This window comes from Staphylococcus intermedius NCTC 11048, assembly GCF_002902385.1.
Classification (GTDB): domain Bacteria; phylum Bacillota; class Bacilli; order Staphylococcales; family Staphylococcaceae; genus Staphylococcus; species Staphylococcus intermedius.
Genome location: NZ_PPQH01000024.1, coordinates 73,537 through 88,285, shown reverse-complemented (window position 1 = coordinate 88,285; position 14,749 = coordinate 73,537). Strand labels below are relative to the sequence as shown.

General features: G+C 37.7%; 14 protein-coding genes. 3 read left to right on the top strand and 11 right to left on the bottom strand.

The window, feature by feature from the left end; genetic code table 11:
- Window positions 1-2: 2 nt before the first annotated feature.
- Both CD138_RS06020 and map read right to left on the bottom strand, forming a co-directional pair.
- A complete protein-coding gene (locus CD138_RS06020) occupies window positions 3-392 on the bottom strand; it encodes a hypothetical protein (RefSeq protein ID WP_019169361.1) in 390 nt (129 codons plus the stop codon).
- A gap of 97 nt (window positions 393-489) precedes the next feature.
- Window positions 490-1,251, bottom strand: coding sequence for a type I methionyl aminopeptidase (gene map, locus CD138_RS06015; RefSeq protein ID WP_019169360.1), 762 nt, complete (start codon window positions 1,249-1,251; stop codon window positions 490-492).
- A 96-nt stretch (window positions 1,252-1,347) separates the two neighbouring features.
- Between map and CD138_RS06010 the strand changes: the two genes are divergently transcribed.
- Window positions 1,348-2,346, top strand: a complete 999-nt coding sequence (locus CD138_RS06010; protein ID WP_019169359.1) for an FUSC family protein — start codon at window positions 1,348-1,350, stop codon at window positions 2,344-2,346.
- Window positions 2,347-3,016: 670 nt separating this feature from the next.
- On the opposite strand, the gene gatD is transcribed toward CD138_RS06010, so the two are convergent.
- Both gatD and murT read right to left on the bottom strand, forming a co-directional pair.
- Window positions 3,017-3,742 (bottom strand): lipid II isoglutaminyl synthase subunit GatD, encoded by a 726-nt coding sequence (gene gatD, locus CD138_RS06005; RefSeq protein WP_019169358.1) that lies wholly within the window; start codon window positions 3,740-3,742, stop codon window positions 3,017-3,019.
- A 1-nt stretch (window position 3,743) separates the two neighbouring features.
- A complete protein-coding gene (gene murT, locus CD138_RS06000) occupies window positions 3,744-5,054 on the bottom strand; it encodes a lipid II isoglutaminyl synthase subunit MurT (RefSeq protein WP_019169357.1) in 1,311 nt (436 codons plus the stop codon).
- Window positions 5,055-5,249: 195 nt separating this feature from the next.
- On the opposite strand from murT, the gene CD138_RS05995 reads away from it, so the two are divergent.
- Complete coding sequence (locus CD138_RS05995) at window positions 5,250-5,753, top strand: ferritin (protein ID WP_019169356.1); 504 nt, start codon at window positions 5,250-5,252, stop codon at window positions 5,751-5,753.
- A gap of 266 nt (window positions 5,754-6,019) precedes the next feature.
- Window positions 6,020-6,580 (top strand): 3'-5' exonuclease, encoded by a 561-nt coding sequence (locus CD138_RS05990; protein ID WP_019169355.1) that lies wholly within the window; start codon window positions 6,020-6,022, stop codon window positions 6,578-6,580.
- Here the strand turns inward: CD138_RS05990 and dinB are convergent.
- The 7 genes from dinB to gatC form a co-directional block, all read right to left on the bottom strand.
- Window positions 6,575-7,645: a DNA polymerase IV gene (gene dinB / locus CD138_RS05985; RefSeq protein WP_019169354.1), complete on the bottom strand. Its 1,071-nt coding sequence runs from the start codon at window positions 7,643-7,645 to the stop codon at window positions 6,575-6,577. The two genes, CD138_RS05990 and dinB, sit on opposite strands and share 6 nt — an antisense overlap.
- A 114-nt stretch (window positions 7,646-7,759) precedes the next feature.
- Window positions 7,760-8,290, bottom strand: coding sequence for a metalloprotease family protein (locus tag CD138_RS05980; RefSeq protein WP_019169353.1), 531 nt, complete (start codon window positions 8,288-8,290; stop codon window positions 7,760-7,762).
- A gap of 93 nt (window positions 8,291-8,383) precedes the next feature.
- Window positions 8,384-9,745, bottom strand: coding sequence for a 23S rRNA (uracil(1939)-C(5))-methyltransferase RlmD (gene rlmD, locus CD138_RS05975; protein ID WP_019169352.1), 1,362 nt, complete (start codon window positions 9,743-9,745; stop codon window positions 8,384-8,386).
- 172 nt (window positions 9,746-9,917) lie between these two features.
- Entirely contained in the window at window positions 9,918-10,850 is a 933-nt protein-coding gene (locus tag CD138_RS05970; protein WP_019169351.1) for a diacylglycerol kinase, read from the bottom strand.
- 684 nt (window positions 10,851-11,534) lie between these two features.
- Window positions 11,535-12,962, bottom strand: coding sequence for an Asp-tRNA(Asn)/Glu-tRNA(Gln) amidotransferase subunit GatB (gene gatB, locus CD138_RS05965; RefSeq protein ID WP_019169350.1), 1,428 nt, complete (start codon window positions 12,960-12,962; stop codon window positions 11,535-11,537).
- Between the two features lie 13 nt (window positions 12,963-12,975).
- The gene (gatA, locus tag CD138_RS05960; protein ID WP_019169349.1) at window positions 12,976-14,436 is read right to left on the bottom strand and encodes an Asp-tRNA(Asn)/Glu-tRNA(Gln) amidotransferase subunit GatA; all 1,461 of its coding nucleotides are present in this window, start codon (window positions 14,434-14,436) and stop codon (window positions 12,976-12,978) included.
- 2 nt (window positions 14,437-14,438) lie between these two features.
- Window positions 14,439-14,741, bottom strand: a complete 303-nt coding sequence (gene gatC / locus CD138_RS05955) for an Asp-tRNA(Asn)/Glu-tRNA(Gln) amidotransferase subunit GatC (RefSeq protein ID WP_019169348.1) — start codon at window positions 14,739-14,741, stop codon at window positions 14,439-14,441.
- Between the last annotated feature and the right edge of the window lie 8 nt (window positions 14,742-14,749).

Sequence of the window (14,749 nt, the reverse complement as noted above, 5' to 3'; positions counted from 1 at the left end):
TTCTAGTATGCATACATTAAAGATTGAACAAAATCACATTCCCTCTTCATAAAACCTTTATCCTCTCTCAACTTGAGGAAGTAATTTTCTAATTGCGCATACTCTTTTTCAATTTGATTCAGATCATTTTTAATTGAATGAATATCTCCGCCCTCAATCACTTTCGCACTTGAGAGATGATATTCATGCATTAAGTCGATATATTTATTTTCCAATTCAATCGTTCTTCTGTCAATCATCATCTGCATTTGACACTTTTTGCGTTCGAGATAAGACAATGCAGAGTCAATGTTTTGAATTTTAATATCTAATCGATTTAAATATTGATGAAACAGTTGTTGGTATACATCATGAAAAAATTTTTCGAAATAGTTTTTTAATAGTTGTAACATATTTGAATCACCTCTAACGTTACTCCTATTATAAAATGGTTCTATAACCTTGATAATAGGCTACAGAACCATTTCCCATTAGGACTTAAGTCCGAAACTATTCATCACGGTCAATTTTAGTTGTCAATATAGGACCGTCTTTTGTCACAATGACAGTATGTTCGATTTGAGCGACATAACTTTTGTCTTTCGTTTCAAAAGCCCACTCATTTTTGCCTTCAGTCACATATGTCGCATTAGAAGAAACGAACGGCTCAACAGCAAGGACCATCCCTTCTTTTAACAACATTTTTTCATGTGGATCGAAATAATTTAAAATGTGTGCAGGTGCTTCATGTAAAGATTGACCTACACCATGACCTGTTAAGTTTTTAATGACCGTCAAATCATTTTTACGCGCCACAGCATGAACTGCTTTGCCGATTTGACTGATTTTAGAGCCTGGTTTAATCTTTTTCATTGCAGCTTCAAAAGCTTCTTCTGCAACATCACATACTTTTTGCTTCATCGGCTCACTCGTTTCACCTACAACGAAAGAAATGCCTGTATCGGCGTAATAACCATTTTTCAACGCTGAAACATCAATATTCACCAAGTCACCTTCACGAATGACACGTTGACTTGGAATCCCATGAGCAACTTCTTCATTCACACTAATACATGTCTGTCCAGGGAAGTTTTCGTCGTGAATTGGGGCTGAAATCGCACCCGCTTGTTCAAACATATCTTTAGCGATTTGATCGAGTTCTTTTGTCGTCACGCCTGGCTTTGTCGCTTCACGCATTGTATCACGAACCTCAGCACAAATCGCGCCTATTTCTTTTAATGCCTGTAATTCTTCGTCTGTTTTTACTATCATTGTTATCCCGTTCCTTCTAAAAGTTTATACAGTCCTTATTATAACAAAAATTTTTTGATATACTAATAATGAACTACGAAACAGGAGATACGAATTATGAAGGATAAATGGTATAAAAATCTAGTCGGTGCACGGACACTTAAAACAGGGTTAGCCACTTTTCTTACTGCCCTTTTTTGTTTGTCACTTAATCTCAACCCTATTTTTGCAATTTTGTCAGCTGTTGTAACCATTGAACCCACTGTAAAAGCTTCCATTCGAAAAGGATACAAACGACTCCCAGCAACAGTGATTGGTGCATTCATCGCTGTCGTCTGTACTTACTTTTTAGGTGAAGACTCGGCACTCACATATGGTTTAACTGCAACTTTAACCATATTAATTTGTATTCGCTTAAACCTTCACGTCGGAATAACTGTTGCAACCCTTACCGCCCTAGCCATGATTCCTGATATTCATGAAGACTATTACTTTAATTTCTTTTCACGCTTATTAACCGCCTTCATTGGGTTAGGTACTGCAGGGTTGGTCAACTTTATCATTCTGCCACCGAAATACTACGACCAAATCGATGTGCTTATTGAAAAATCAGAACGTGAAATTTATCATTTGTTTGATACCCGTATGAAAGAGCTAGTCATCGGATTATTTCACTCTAAAAAAAGTGATCAAGCCGTACAAAAGTTACATGTATTGAACTCACGTATTGAAGAGTTACTCGGATATCAAAAAGATGAATTGAATTATCATAAGAGTCGCAGTCAATCTGATGAATGGTTGCGTTTAAGACGATTGACGAATCGCGCGCATGAAAATCGATTAATGATTACACATTTGTCGAATATTATTTATTTACCGAATGATGCGATGATGATTTTTACGGACGAAGAAAAAATTGCGATGATTTCGATATCGCAGCGGATGGATCAAATTTTTAATTGTGGTACGTTTATGCCTGAGCGTAAAGCAGCCTCCACATTGAAGAACTCAGTGAAAGGTTTAAATGAATTTGATGATAACCAAGTTAAAAGCCATACCATTTACGAGATTTTGTTAATTTATCGTATTCTACTGTTGCGCTATAAAGTGAAGTAACAACATTGATGTAAAAATTTTGCAATATCTTACAGCTGAATTCAACCGCAATGTTTCTCATATCAAATTGGGTTTTCATGATTGCCCTTATGGCTTCGCTTTCCGAGGCGCTGAAGCTTCAACTAAATTTGCCTGAGTTTGATAAAATAATGTGGCAGGCAAATTGGATTTTCAGCTTCAGCTGTTGCCTCAGGAGTCTCAGCCTTCAGGCAATCTCACTCCAAATACAGGAAACAGAGGGCAAGTTTCTGAAATGAGGACAATCTATATCATCATTTTTTATGTCCAATTCATCATTATTTTTCGAGGATACGCTCATCAATAATGGATATAAGTCCGTCAATAGAAAAAGACTGGGATGACGTAATGTTTTGCTCCCAGTCTTTTCTTTCCAATTAAAATGAAACAACGACAGTAAAAATAAAATCATGTTTTTCAAGAAATGATAAAAATTTTAGATAATTATTGAATTTGCAAAATGATTGCCTAATTGGGTGAGACTCCCGAGGGATGAGCTGAGCCGGAAAATCCACCAACGCGACTACAAATGTAAAAGTTAAATCATGGCGTTGGTTAGTTGTAGGATCAGCCCCTGGGAACGCGAACCCATGATGGCAATCACCGAAATAGAAAATTTAAGTCAATCAAAATTTTATCTAATCTTTTTCTATTAACCTTTATTTTTACGTGCACGGTCTATTAATACTTGTTTCGCTTGTTCTTCTTCCGCATTATCAATATGGAGCGGTTCGAACGGAATGCCTTTTCTTTCGGCAGCAGCTTTTAATAAATAGTCAGTCATTTCATGGTTTTTCGGTAAAATCGGCCCATGTAAGTACGTCCCTAACAAGTTTTTATAATGAATGCCTTCTTTAAAGTCGGTATCATTATTACCATAGCCATGTGTCACTGTGCCTAACGTATCGTAGTTGTGATACGTGCGTCCACCATGATTTTCAAAACCGACAATTGTGCCAAATGTATCACTTTCGATCACGATATCACCTGTTAAACGCTCTTTTTTAGATTCTGTATAAAAGTCTAAAATGTGTAGCCCTTCAAGTTCTTGACCCTCTGGCGTAATGTACTTTTCACCTAAAAACTGATAACCACCACACACAGTTAATCCTGGCAAACCATCTTCAATTGCTGCTTTCAGTTCGGTTTTAATTTTGCGCAATGACTCAGTGGCTAAACTTTGTTCACGGTCACTTCCCCCACCAATGAAGAAAATATCTGCTTTAGAAAGGTCGACGTTTTCAGTATCATTTACATCAACCACATTGAGGTGAATACCACGCTTTTTAGCACGGTATTTCAACGCCATAATGTTGCCAATATCACTATATAAATTCAATTTATCTGGCATAAAATGATAGACAGTCAGTTCGTGCATATTAATCGACCTCCTTGAATGAACGGTTCAATTGTTCAAGCATTGGCGCTAAAGATGTGTAGTTCGGAATTGCAACCGTAAAGCTATTGTAGTCCATCGTCATTGCCGTCGCTTTATGAATGTCTTTTTCTAGAATGATTGGCGCCGTCACTTCCGCAAGTTTTAATCGAAGTTGTAATTCTTCCGCACGTGAACCTGTCACAATAATCGCTTCAATTGTTTGCTCGTTTAACTTTTCAAAGTCAGCATCATAAATCCATGATGTATCTCGACCATCTGCTGCAAAGTCATTTAAGCTCAACACATACACTTTTGATTCTTCTAACTTTTCACCCATCGCAATCGATGCATTCATACCGGCAGGGTTTTTCGCTAAGTTGATGAGCGCTTTTTTCTGTCCTTTTTCGAAATACTGCATACGACCATTATCCGATGTATATGTTTCAAAGCCTTTGCGAATCGACTCATCGTTAAGACCTAACTCACGTAATACCGTATAGGCTGCAAGAGCGTTATAAGCATTAAAGTCCCCTGCAATCTTCATGTTAAATGTCGTGTTATTGACCGTCATTTCTATAAACGGGTTCACTGTAAATGAAGAAATTTCATATTGTGGTGTTTCACGTTTAAAGCCACAATGGCATGTGTAATGACCAAGTTGATTGTAATGAATGTGAGAATAATTCAGTAATGCCCCACAGTTCGGACAATAGCGACTTTCATTCATCGTTGACTGTTCAAATTCATATGCGTTTGCTTGCATGCCATAGTATGTGACATGATCACTTGCGATTTTTAAACGTGTCACAAATGGATCATCCGCATTCAATAACAACTGAATCCCTTTGTTTTGAATCGCTGAAATAATTCCATTCACCATAATATCAATTTCACCAAAACGGTCCATCTGGTCTCTAAAAAAGTTTGTAAACACCATTTTTGTAGGTGTCATTTCATTTAATACACGCGGAATAGAGCCTTCATCAATTTCAATGATGGCAATTTTAGTTTGAGGTGTCGACTGGACGATGAAAGCTGAAGTGATCCCAGCAGCCATGTTCGCACCTTCATTGTTATGAATAATTTCGATATGATTTGCTTTTAGAGTGTGACCGATTAAGTTAGATGTCGTCGTTTTACCATTTGTACCACTGACAAACACGACTTCGTCAACACGACCAGCCAGTTTACGTAAAATATTTTGATCAATTTTGCGCGCAACTTGCCCTGGTAAATCTGTACCTTTACGCCCTGTTGCACGACTTGCTTTTCTTGCGAGCTTTGCCATATTAATTGCTGTCCATTGTCTCATATTCAACATTCTCCTCCGATTTCCTACAATATTATATCATGGTGACACAAATTACCAAATAAAAAGATAAGGCTTAACATTGATATACTGACTGTGCATTGCATCATCATCAACTTGAAAAAATTATTCTTTTTGAATATTGTCCACAATATAGGGTACAATGAATAAAGATTAAAGATTTTAGGGGTGATTGATATGTTAAATGAACAATTATTAAATGCACTAAATCGTCAAATGAATCATGAATTTTTTGCTGCTCATGCTTATATGGCCATGGCTTCTTACTGTGATTATCATTCGTATGAGGGATTTGCGAACTTTTACATCCAACAAGCAAAAGAAGAACGTTTCCATGGTCAAAAGATTTATGACTACATTAACGACCGTGGTGAAAAAGCTGTATTTAGTCAACTCGATGCACCAAAAGTTGAATTCAACAGTATTCTTGAAACATTTGAAGACGGCTTAAAACAAGAACAAGATGTAACACACCGCTTCTATGAATTATCTGAGATTGCTCATGAACAAAAAGATTATGCGACGATTTCATTTTTAAATTGGTTTTTAGATGAACAAGTAGAAGAAGAATCTATGTTTGAAACACACATCGATTATTTAAAACGTATCGGAAACGATTCAAATGCGCTTTACCTTTATGAAAAAGAGTTAGCAGCACGTAAATTTGAAGTTGAAGCATAAATCAATGAATGGATTGAGGCTAAAAATTTGTCTCAATCCTTTTCTTCTTACAGATATAGACCCCGGCTTTCTGACAAAAATATACCCCTATTACCTTCATATTCAGACGCGATTTTACTTAACATGTCCTTCAATTCTCGATAGTTATCAAATGTAGTGATTGAGATCCAGTTCATCTTTCCATAAAACACCTCAACATCATCTTGTTTTCAACTTACTTCCAAATGTGCTAATATTTATCTATCATTTTGAAGGGATGTAAGGCTATGACGAAAAATAGTTTTGTCGCGCTCGATTTTGAAACAGCCAACCATAAGCGGACGAGTATTTGTTCAGTCGGTATGGTTAAAGTTGTTGCTAATGAGATTGTAGAAACATTTTATACGTTAGTGAATCCGAACGACTTTTTTGCAACACGTAACATCGAAGTTCACGGTATTCACGCGACAGATGTTCAACATTCACCCGACTTTGCGTATGTTTATCCTTATATGTTGCAATTTATAGGTGACCTGCCGGTGGTTGCACATAATGCTGCCTTTGACATGTCCGTTCTGCATGCGAGTATCCAAGCCGAAAAGCTCATGACACCACCCATGACTTACTTTTGTTCATACCAACTCGCAAAACGTACAGTATCTGCGCGTCGTCACGGTTTAAAACATATGATGTCTCATTTCAAACTTGATTTTCATGGCCATCATGATGCTTTAAATGATGCAAAAGCTTGTGCCATGATCACGTATCGATTGCTGAAACACTATCCGAGCCTTGAAGATGTAATCCAGATTTATGGAAAGCAACTGACAGATAAAGATATGTTATAAAAAGTCATAGATTGTCATGTTTCTAAAAAATGCATCTTGTAATCCACCTACTGTCACACCAACTAAACGAATCGGAACTTCTGCTTCTTTCAATTCATAGTACAATTCATATGCAATGCGATATATTTCATCGGCATCTCGGACCGGCGTCATCAAACTCTGTTGTTTTGAAAAGTTTTCGAAACGATGGGTTTTAATTTTGACAGTGACTGTACGTCCGGCCTGATTGAGTTGTTCAAGTCGTTGTGCTATTTTCTCACTCAGCATTTCCATTTTTTGTAATATTTCTTCATCGTCATTCGTATCAAGAGAAAATGTCCGTTCCGCACCTACAGTTTTTCGAATTCTTTCGGCGTTGACTTCTCTATCATCATACCCGCGTACACGTTGGTATAATTGATGTCCTCGCTTACCGAACAAATAGACCAGTTCTCGTTCAGACTTTTCGTATAAATCTTGACCGTTATAAATCCCTTTTGCATGCATTTTTTCCTTAGAAGCTTTACCAATTCCTGGAAAATCCCCAATATCAAGTTGCATTAATATCGCATGCACATTTTGGTAATCAATCACCGTCAGACCATTTGGCTTGTTCATCCCACTCGCAAGTTTGGCTAGAAATTTATTATAGGATACCCCAGCACTCGCCGTCAGTTGCGTTTGGTCATAAATATCCCGACGAATATATTGGGCGATTTTTGATGCTGGGAGATCCGGACGTACGAGTTCAGTGATGTCCAGATAGGCTTCATCTAATGAAAGGGGTTCAACGAGATCGGTATAACTTTTAAATATTTCCATAATTTGTTGAGAAACTTCTCGATATGCTTCAAACCGTGGCGTGACATAATAACCATTGGGACACAGTTGATAAGCTCGCGCCATGGGCATTGCTGAATGGACACCAAGAGCGCGTGCTTCATAAGATGCGGTAGATACAACACCACGTCCACTCGCTTTTCCTCCCACAATGACCGGTTTGCCACGTAAACTTGGATTATCCCTCACTTCCACTTGCGCAAAGAAAAAATCCATATCAATATGAATAATCCGACGTTCTTTCATTCAAAGCCCTCCTCTCTAGACAACACGACGTCTACGTTGTTAATATACCCTTCAAAAACAAAGAACCTTCACACGCGAGTCAAACGTGGAAGATCCATCATATCAATCAGCAGTTCATTCAGAAGGTTTTTTACGATAAACCACTAACCCTGCTTCAGTCATTTCAAAATATTGTGCTTTTTTATCTCTTAACGCAATAAAGACTAAGTATAACGACAAAAGGCTATACCCCATATAAATCGCAAATGTAAAAATAATCGACGTATAGGGCAAGTTAATAAATACAATAAACAACAACATCCCTACTAACGCAATAGGCATTATCATCACGGTAGTAAAAGTCATTCGGTTGAAATAATAATGTGGTAAAAACGTTAATAAGACCCCGTTTTTCACTTGATACTGTCGTGACTTCACTGACATCATTTTTAGCAACATCGTTTTGATTCCTTCATGACATAGCACCACCACTATAAAACCGATGACCCCAATGAAGATATTCGTAATAAAGTTTTGTTCTTGTAATGTAATTGCCGCCATTGACCATTTATAACTTAATACAATGAACGCAAGAATGACAATAAATTGAAGTAATAAAAAACGTTTCATGATCTGTTGATTTTGAAAAAGATCAATTTTATACATGCATTCACCCTCTTATGATGTATCGTTTGGCTTCATGGTCACTCTTATTATACTTTAGCTATGCAAACAAATTGTGCGACTTGAGCCCTAAATTTATTTTCTTTCTAACAACGCCACTGTTTCCACATGTGTCGTATGTGGGAACATATCGACAGGTGTGATTTCTTTTAATTCATATTGCGCGCTCAGCATTTCGATATCGCGTAATTGTGTACTTGGATTACATGACACATAGACGATTCGTTTCGGTGCTAAAGCATTTAATGTTTCAATAAATGTCGCGTCACAGCCTTTACGTGGTGGGTCAACTGTCACAACATCTGGCTGTATCCCCGCTTGTTGCCATTTTAAAATGACATCTTCAGCAGCGCCAGCGACAAACGTTGTATTGTCCAATAGATTGTTGCGCGCATTTCTTTTCGCATCTTCTATTGCTTCTGGGACAACTTCAACACCATACACATGTTGTGCATGCGGTGTCATAAATAAACTGATTGTCCCAATTCCACAATACGCATCTAACACCACTTCATTGCCTGTTAAATTCGCATATTCCAACGCTTGACGATACAATTTTTGTGTTTGCGTCACATTGATTTGATAAAATGACAAATCGCCAATTTCGAAAGTCAAATCATCTAACGTATCCTCAATAATGTCTTTACCGTAAAGGGTTTTGGACGTATGCCCCATAATGACATTCGTTTTGTTCGTTTGGAAGTTCAACTTGATACTCACAATTTGTGGAAACTGTGCCGTTAAAGCAGTCACAATGTCGTTATGATGTGGAAATTTTTTACCGTTAAGCACAAAAATAACCATGACTTCATTCGTATAATAGCCTTTACGAATCACAACATGACGCACAAGACCTTGATGCTTTTGTTCGTTATAGGCTGGAATATGATATTGCTCCAGTAAACTTTTAATCACATTCATCATAGCGTTTTGATCATCATTTTGAATGAGACAATGGTCCATATCGATAATATCGTGACTCCGTTGACGATAGAAGCCCATCTGTAATGCGCCATGACGATTAGTCCCAACCGGAATTTGAGACTTATTTCGATAATGCCATGGTTCATCCATACCAATCGTGTCATGTATCGGCACCTCAGTCATTTTCCCTTTATGATGAAACAGATTAATCACTTGCTTCCGCTTCATCTCTAACTGCGCTGAATAGGACAAATGCTGGAGTTGGCAACCTCCACATTGTTGATAATACACGCAAGGCGGTGTCACCCGATCAGGGCTCTCCACTTTCACATCCAACAGCTTACCTATCGCGAAATTCTTTTTGACTTTGATCACTTTATATTGTACTTCTTCATCAATTAACGCATGAGGAATAAAAATGGGATAACGATCCTGTTTAATCACACCATGACCTTCATGTGTCAAATCTACAACTTTTCCTTCATACACTTCATTTTTCTTTACTAAGACCATCAAATTCAACTCACTTTTTATCTCAACAGTATCAACTTCAAAGGGAAAGGAGCAGGACCGAAAGCTTAACAACTGCGTTAAATTTCATCGTCCCGCTCCCACGAGAGTAACGTTATGTTATCATGCGGTTTCGCGTATACTACCTATTTAATTTCAGTACGCCTATTGATCGTTACTCCGATTGTGTAGGCTCATCAATTAATAATGCATTGTCTTCTTGCGCCGGAGAAAAAACTTCAATATGTCGAACTAAGTTTAAAAAGTTCGCTGGTAATTGGCCACCATATTCACCATCTACATTTAAAGGCATATCGCTAAATGATGAAATATTCACCGATTGCGCTTTATGATAATGCACTTTCGGATGTTTAGTATGCTCACCGCGTGAGGCAAGCGTCATAATGTGCCCCAATTCAGCAATATTTGCTTTTTCAACAATGAGTAAAGTAAACTTACCGTCATCGAGTTTTGCGTCAGGTACCAATTTTTCAAAACCAGCCATTGAATTGGTTAAGCCAAGTAAAAACAACATGATTTCACCTTCAAAGACTTGTGAATCAAACTCAATACGTACATCAACTGCATGCATTTGCGGCAACATTTCAAAGCCTTTAATATAATAGGCAAAAGGACCCACAATTGATTTCAATTTGCTCGGTGCCTCATACGAAACTTCAGTAATTTTACCACCGCCAGCTAAATTAATAAAATAACGGCTATTCATTTTACCAATGTCGACTTGAACCGTCTTACCATCTAAAATCACATCAACTGCATCGAAAATATCGTTAGGGAGATGTAGCGCTCTACCAAAATCGTTCACAGTCCCCATTGGAATCAACCCTAATTTAGGACGATTGGGTTTTTCAGCAATACCATTCACGACTTCGTTCAATGTACCGTCTCCACCAGCGACAATTAACAAATCGTACTGGGCCTCAATTGCTCGCGCTGCCTCTTCAGTCGCATCTCCTACTTTTTGGGTCGCATAGGCACTTGTTTCATAGCCAGCTTGCTCCATTTTGATTAGTACATCAGGTAATGCACGTTTAAACACTTCCTTACCTGACGTCGGATTATAGATTATTCTCGCACGTTTTCTCATTTATATCCCTCAATTTTTCAGTACTCACAACTTATATTATAGTAAACATAGATGTAATGAAAGCCATAAACAACTAAATTCTTAAAAATGATAAGAAAATAACGTCAACGCTGATTTTAAAAGCGGCAATATTATCATTATTAATGTCTATGCTCACCAAGCAAGTAAAAGAATAGACCTATCTCTACATTCCATCAAACAGTAGACACCTGAATAAAATGAGTGTAGAAGAAATATCAATAGCCACAATTGAATACAATGCTCCGTCTGTTTTGTAACAATTTCATTCGTCATTTTTAATCGTTTGTACATCAGAAACAAGATTGCTAGAACAAGCTCGCTTTCCCCCTATTAAGACAAATGATTGCCAACCTGGGCGCGACTCCTGAGGGATTAGCTGAAGCTGAAAATCCAATTTGCCTTCAATTTTATATTATTACCCTAAGGCAAATTTAGTTGAAGCTTCAGCCCCTCGGAAAGCAAGCCCAAAAAGGCAATCAATAATTAATCTCATTATGAAAGCGAGCCCTTGTTCTGCAATCGCAAGATGCCACAATCAATGCGTCATCATACATCATGTTCAAAAAACAAAATGTCACAAAAAACAAAATATCACAAAAAAGACGAGCATGACATTCAATCTTTACAATTGAACATCATTCACTCGCCTCTATTCAAAACAACCTATTGCTTATCCAACTCTTGTTTCAACAACTGATTCGCAAGCTGTGGATTCGCTTGACCTTTCGACAACTTCATAATTTGTCCAACTAAGAAGCCCATTGCCTTACCTTTACCATTCTTATAATCTTCAACAGATTGTGGATTTTCAGCAATCGCTTGTTGAACAAATGCTAGCACAGCACCTTCATCAGAAATTTGAACAAGACCTTGATCTTTCATAATTTGCTTCGCGTCTCCACCATTTTTCGCTAATTCAGGGAAGACTTTTTTCGCAATTTTACTACTCATTGTACCGTCTTCAATCAATTTGATCATACCGGCTAAGTTTGCTGGTGTTAAGCCTGTATCTTGTAACTCAATTTGGTTTTTATTGAGATATTCGTTCACGCCACCCATTAACCAGTTCGAAATCATTTTCACATCTGCGCCTTCTTCAACAGCCGCTTCAAAGAAATCTGACATCTCTTTCGTTAATGTTAAAACATGTGCATCATATGCTGGTAAGCCAAATTTTTCAACATATTTTTCTTTACGTGCATCTGGTAATTCAGGAATAGATTCACGAACACGCGCTTTCCATGCTTCATCAATATATAAAGGTACGATATCAGGCTCTGGGAAGTAACGGTAGTCATCTGAAGCTTCTTTCACACGCATTAAAATCGTTTTGCCTGTTGATTCATCAAAACGACGTGTTTCTTGTAAGATTTCTCCGCCATTTAATAATTCTTCTTCTTGGCGTTTAACTTCATACTCTAGACCTTTACGTACGTTGTTAAATGAGTTTAAGTTTTTAAGTTCGGCTTTCGTACCAAATTCTTTTTGACCATATGGACGTAAAGACACGTTCGCATCACAACGTAATGAACCTTCTTCCATTTTACCGTCAGATACGCCAGTGTATTGAATAATTGAACGTAATTTTTCTAAATAGGCATACGCTTCTTCTGGTGAACGAATGTCTGGTTCAGATACGATTTCAATTAATGGTGTGCCTTGACGGTTTAAGTCTACAAGTGAATAACCCTCTTTATGTGTAGATTTACCAGCATCTTCTTCCATGTGTAAGCGTGTAATACCGATACGTTTTGTTTCACCATTCACTTCGATATCGATATAGCCATTTTCACCAATCGGTTGGTCTAATTGTGAAATTTGGTAAGCTTTCGGGTTATCTGGGTAGAAATAGTTTTTACGGTCAAATTTAGATTCTGTTGCAATTTCCATGTTTAACGCCATTGCCGCACGCATTGACCAATCTACTGCACGACGGTTCACTGTTGGTAAAACACCAGGATACGCCAAATCGATGACGCTTGTATTTGTATTCGGTTCTGCACCGTATGCTACCGGCGCATTTGAAAACATTTTTGAGTCCGTTTTCAATTCAACATGGACCTCAAGTCCGATTATCGTTTCAAAATGCATTGATTGCCACTCCTTATAATTTTTGATATTGGTCGTGTAAGTTAAATTGTGTTTCGTATTGATGTGCGACGCGATATAACGTTTTTTCATCAAATGGTTTACCGATCAGTTGTAAACCAATTGGGCGACCATTTTCCGCTAAACCACACGGTACAGAAATACCAGGTAAACCAGCTAAGTTCACTGGTGTTGTTAATAAGTCATTGGCATACATTGTTAACGGATCATTGATTTCAGCACCTAAATCAAACGCAACAGTTGGTGTTGTTGGTCCTAAAATGACATCGTAGTCTTTAAAAACATTTTCAAAGTCATTTTTAATTAATGTACGTACTTTTTGTGCTTTTTTATAGTAAGCATCGTAATAACCAGAACTCAATACATACGTTCCTAATAAAATACGACGTTTCACTTCTTTACCGAAGCCTTCACTACGAGACAATTTGTATAATTCTTCTAAACTTTCCGCTTCTTTTGAATGGTAACCGTAACGAATACCGTCAAAGCGTGCTAAGTTTGATGACGCCTCAGCTGAAGCAATGACATAATATGAAGGAATACCATATGCCGTTCTTGGTAATGACACTTCTTCAACGATAGCACCTAAAGATTTGAACGTTTCTGCAGCTTTTAATACTGCTGCTTTCACTTCTTCGTCGACACCTTCACCGATGTATTCTTTAGGTAACGCAATTTTCATGTCTTTAATATCTTTACCGATATCAGCTGTAAAGTCAGTCGCAACGTCTGGTGCACTCGTAGAATCCATTTCATCTGCACCTGCAATTGCTTCTAACACTAATGCGTTGTCTTTAACATTACGTGTGATTGGACCAATTTGATCAAGTGATGATGCAAAGGCAACCAAACCAAAACGTGATACACGGCCATATGTTGGCTTTAATCCTACCACGCCACAATAAGCTGCAGGTTGACGAATTGAACCACCCGTATCTGTGCCTAATGTAAATGGAACGAGGCCTGCTGCAACTGCTGCTGCTGAACCACCTGATGAACCACCTGGCACGGCTTTATGATCAAATGGGTTCACTGTCTTTTTAAAATAAGACGTCTCAGTAGAACCACCCATCGCAAACTCGTCTAGGTTGACTTTACCGATGAGAATGCCGTTTTCATGATGTAATTTCTTCATTACTGTTGATTCATAAATCGGTACAAAACCTTCTAACATCTTACTGGCACAAGTTGTTTCTAAACCTTCAGTGATGATGTTATCTTTAATCCCCATTGGAATACCAAAGAGTTTACCTTCCATTTCACCTTTCGCTTGTAAGGCATCTAATTCTTCAGCTTTTTTCATCGCATTTTCTTTATCAAGCGCTAAAAATGATTGGATTGTCGGGTCAGTTTCTTCAATTGCGTCATAGATATCTTTTACAATTTCAGAAGGTTTAATTTGATTATCCTTGATCATCTTTTGTAAATTTTCAATAGATTCATAGCGGATGCTCATCTTTATGCGTCCTCCCTGTTCATAACTGCTGGTACTTTAAATTGTCCAGCTTCCACTTCTTTTGCATTCGTTAATGCTTTTTCTTGTGGCAATCCTTTTACAGCCACATCGTCACGTAATACATTTTGTAAATCTAATACATGGTTTGTAGGTTTAACTTGTTCTGTATCGACAGAATCAATTTGATGACAAAAATTTAAAATACCTTCTAATGTCTGTTGCATATCAGCAGTATCTTCTTCAGTCACATTTAAGCGTGCAAGATTCGCAATATGCTCAACTTGCTTTTTGGTAATCTCAGCCATGCCGGTAA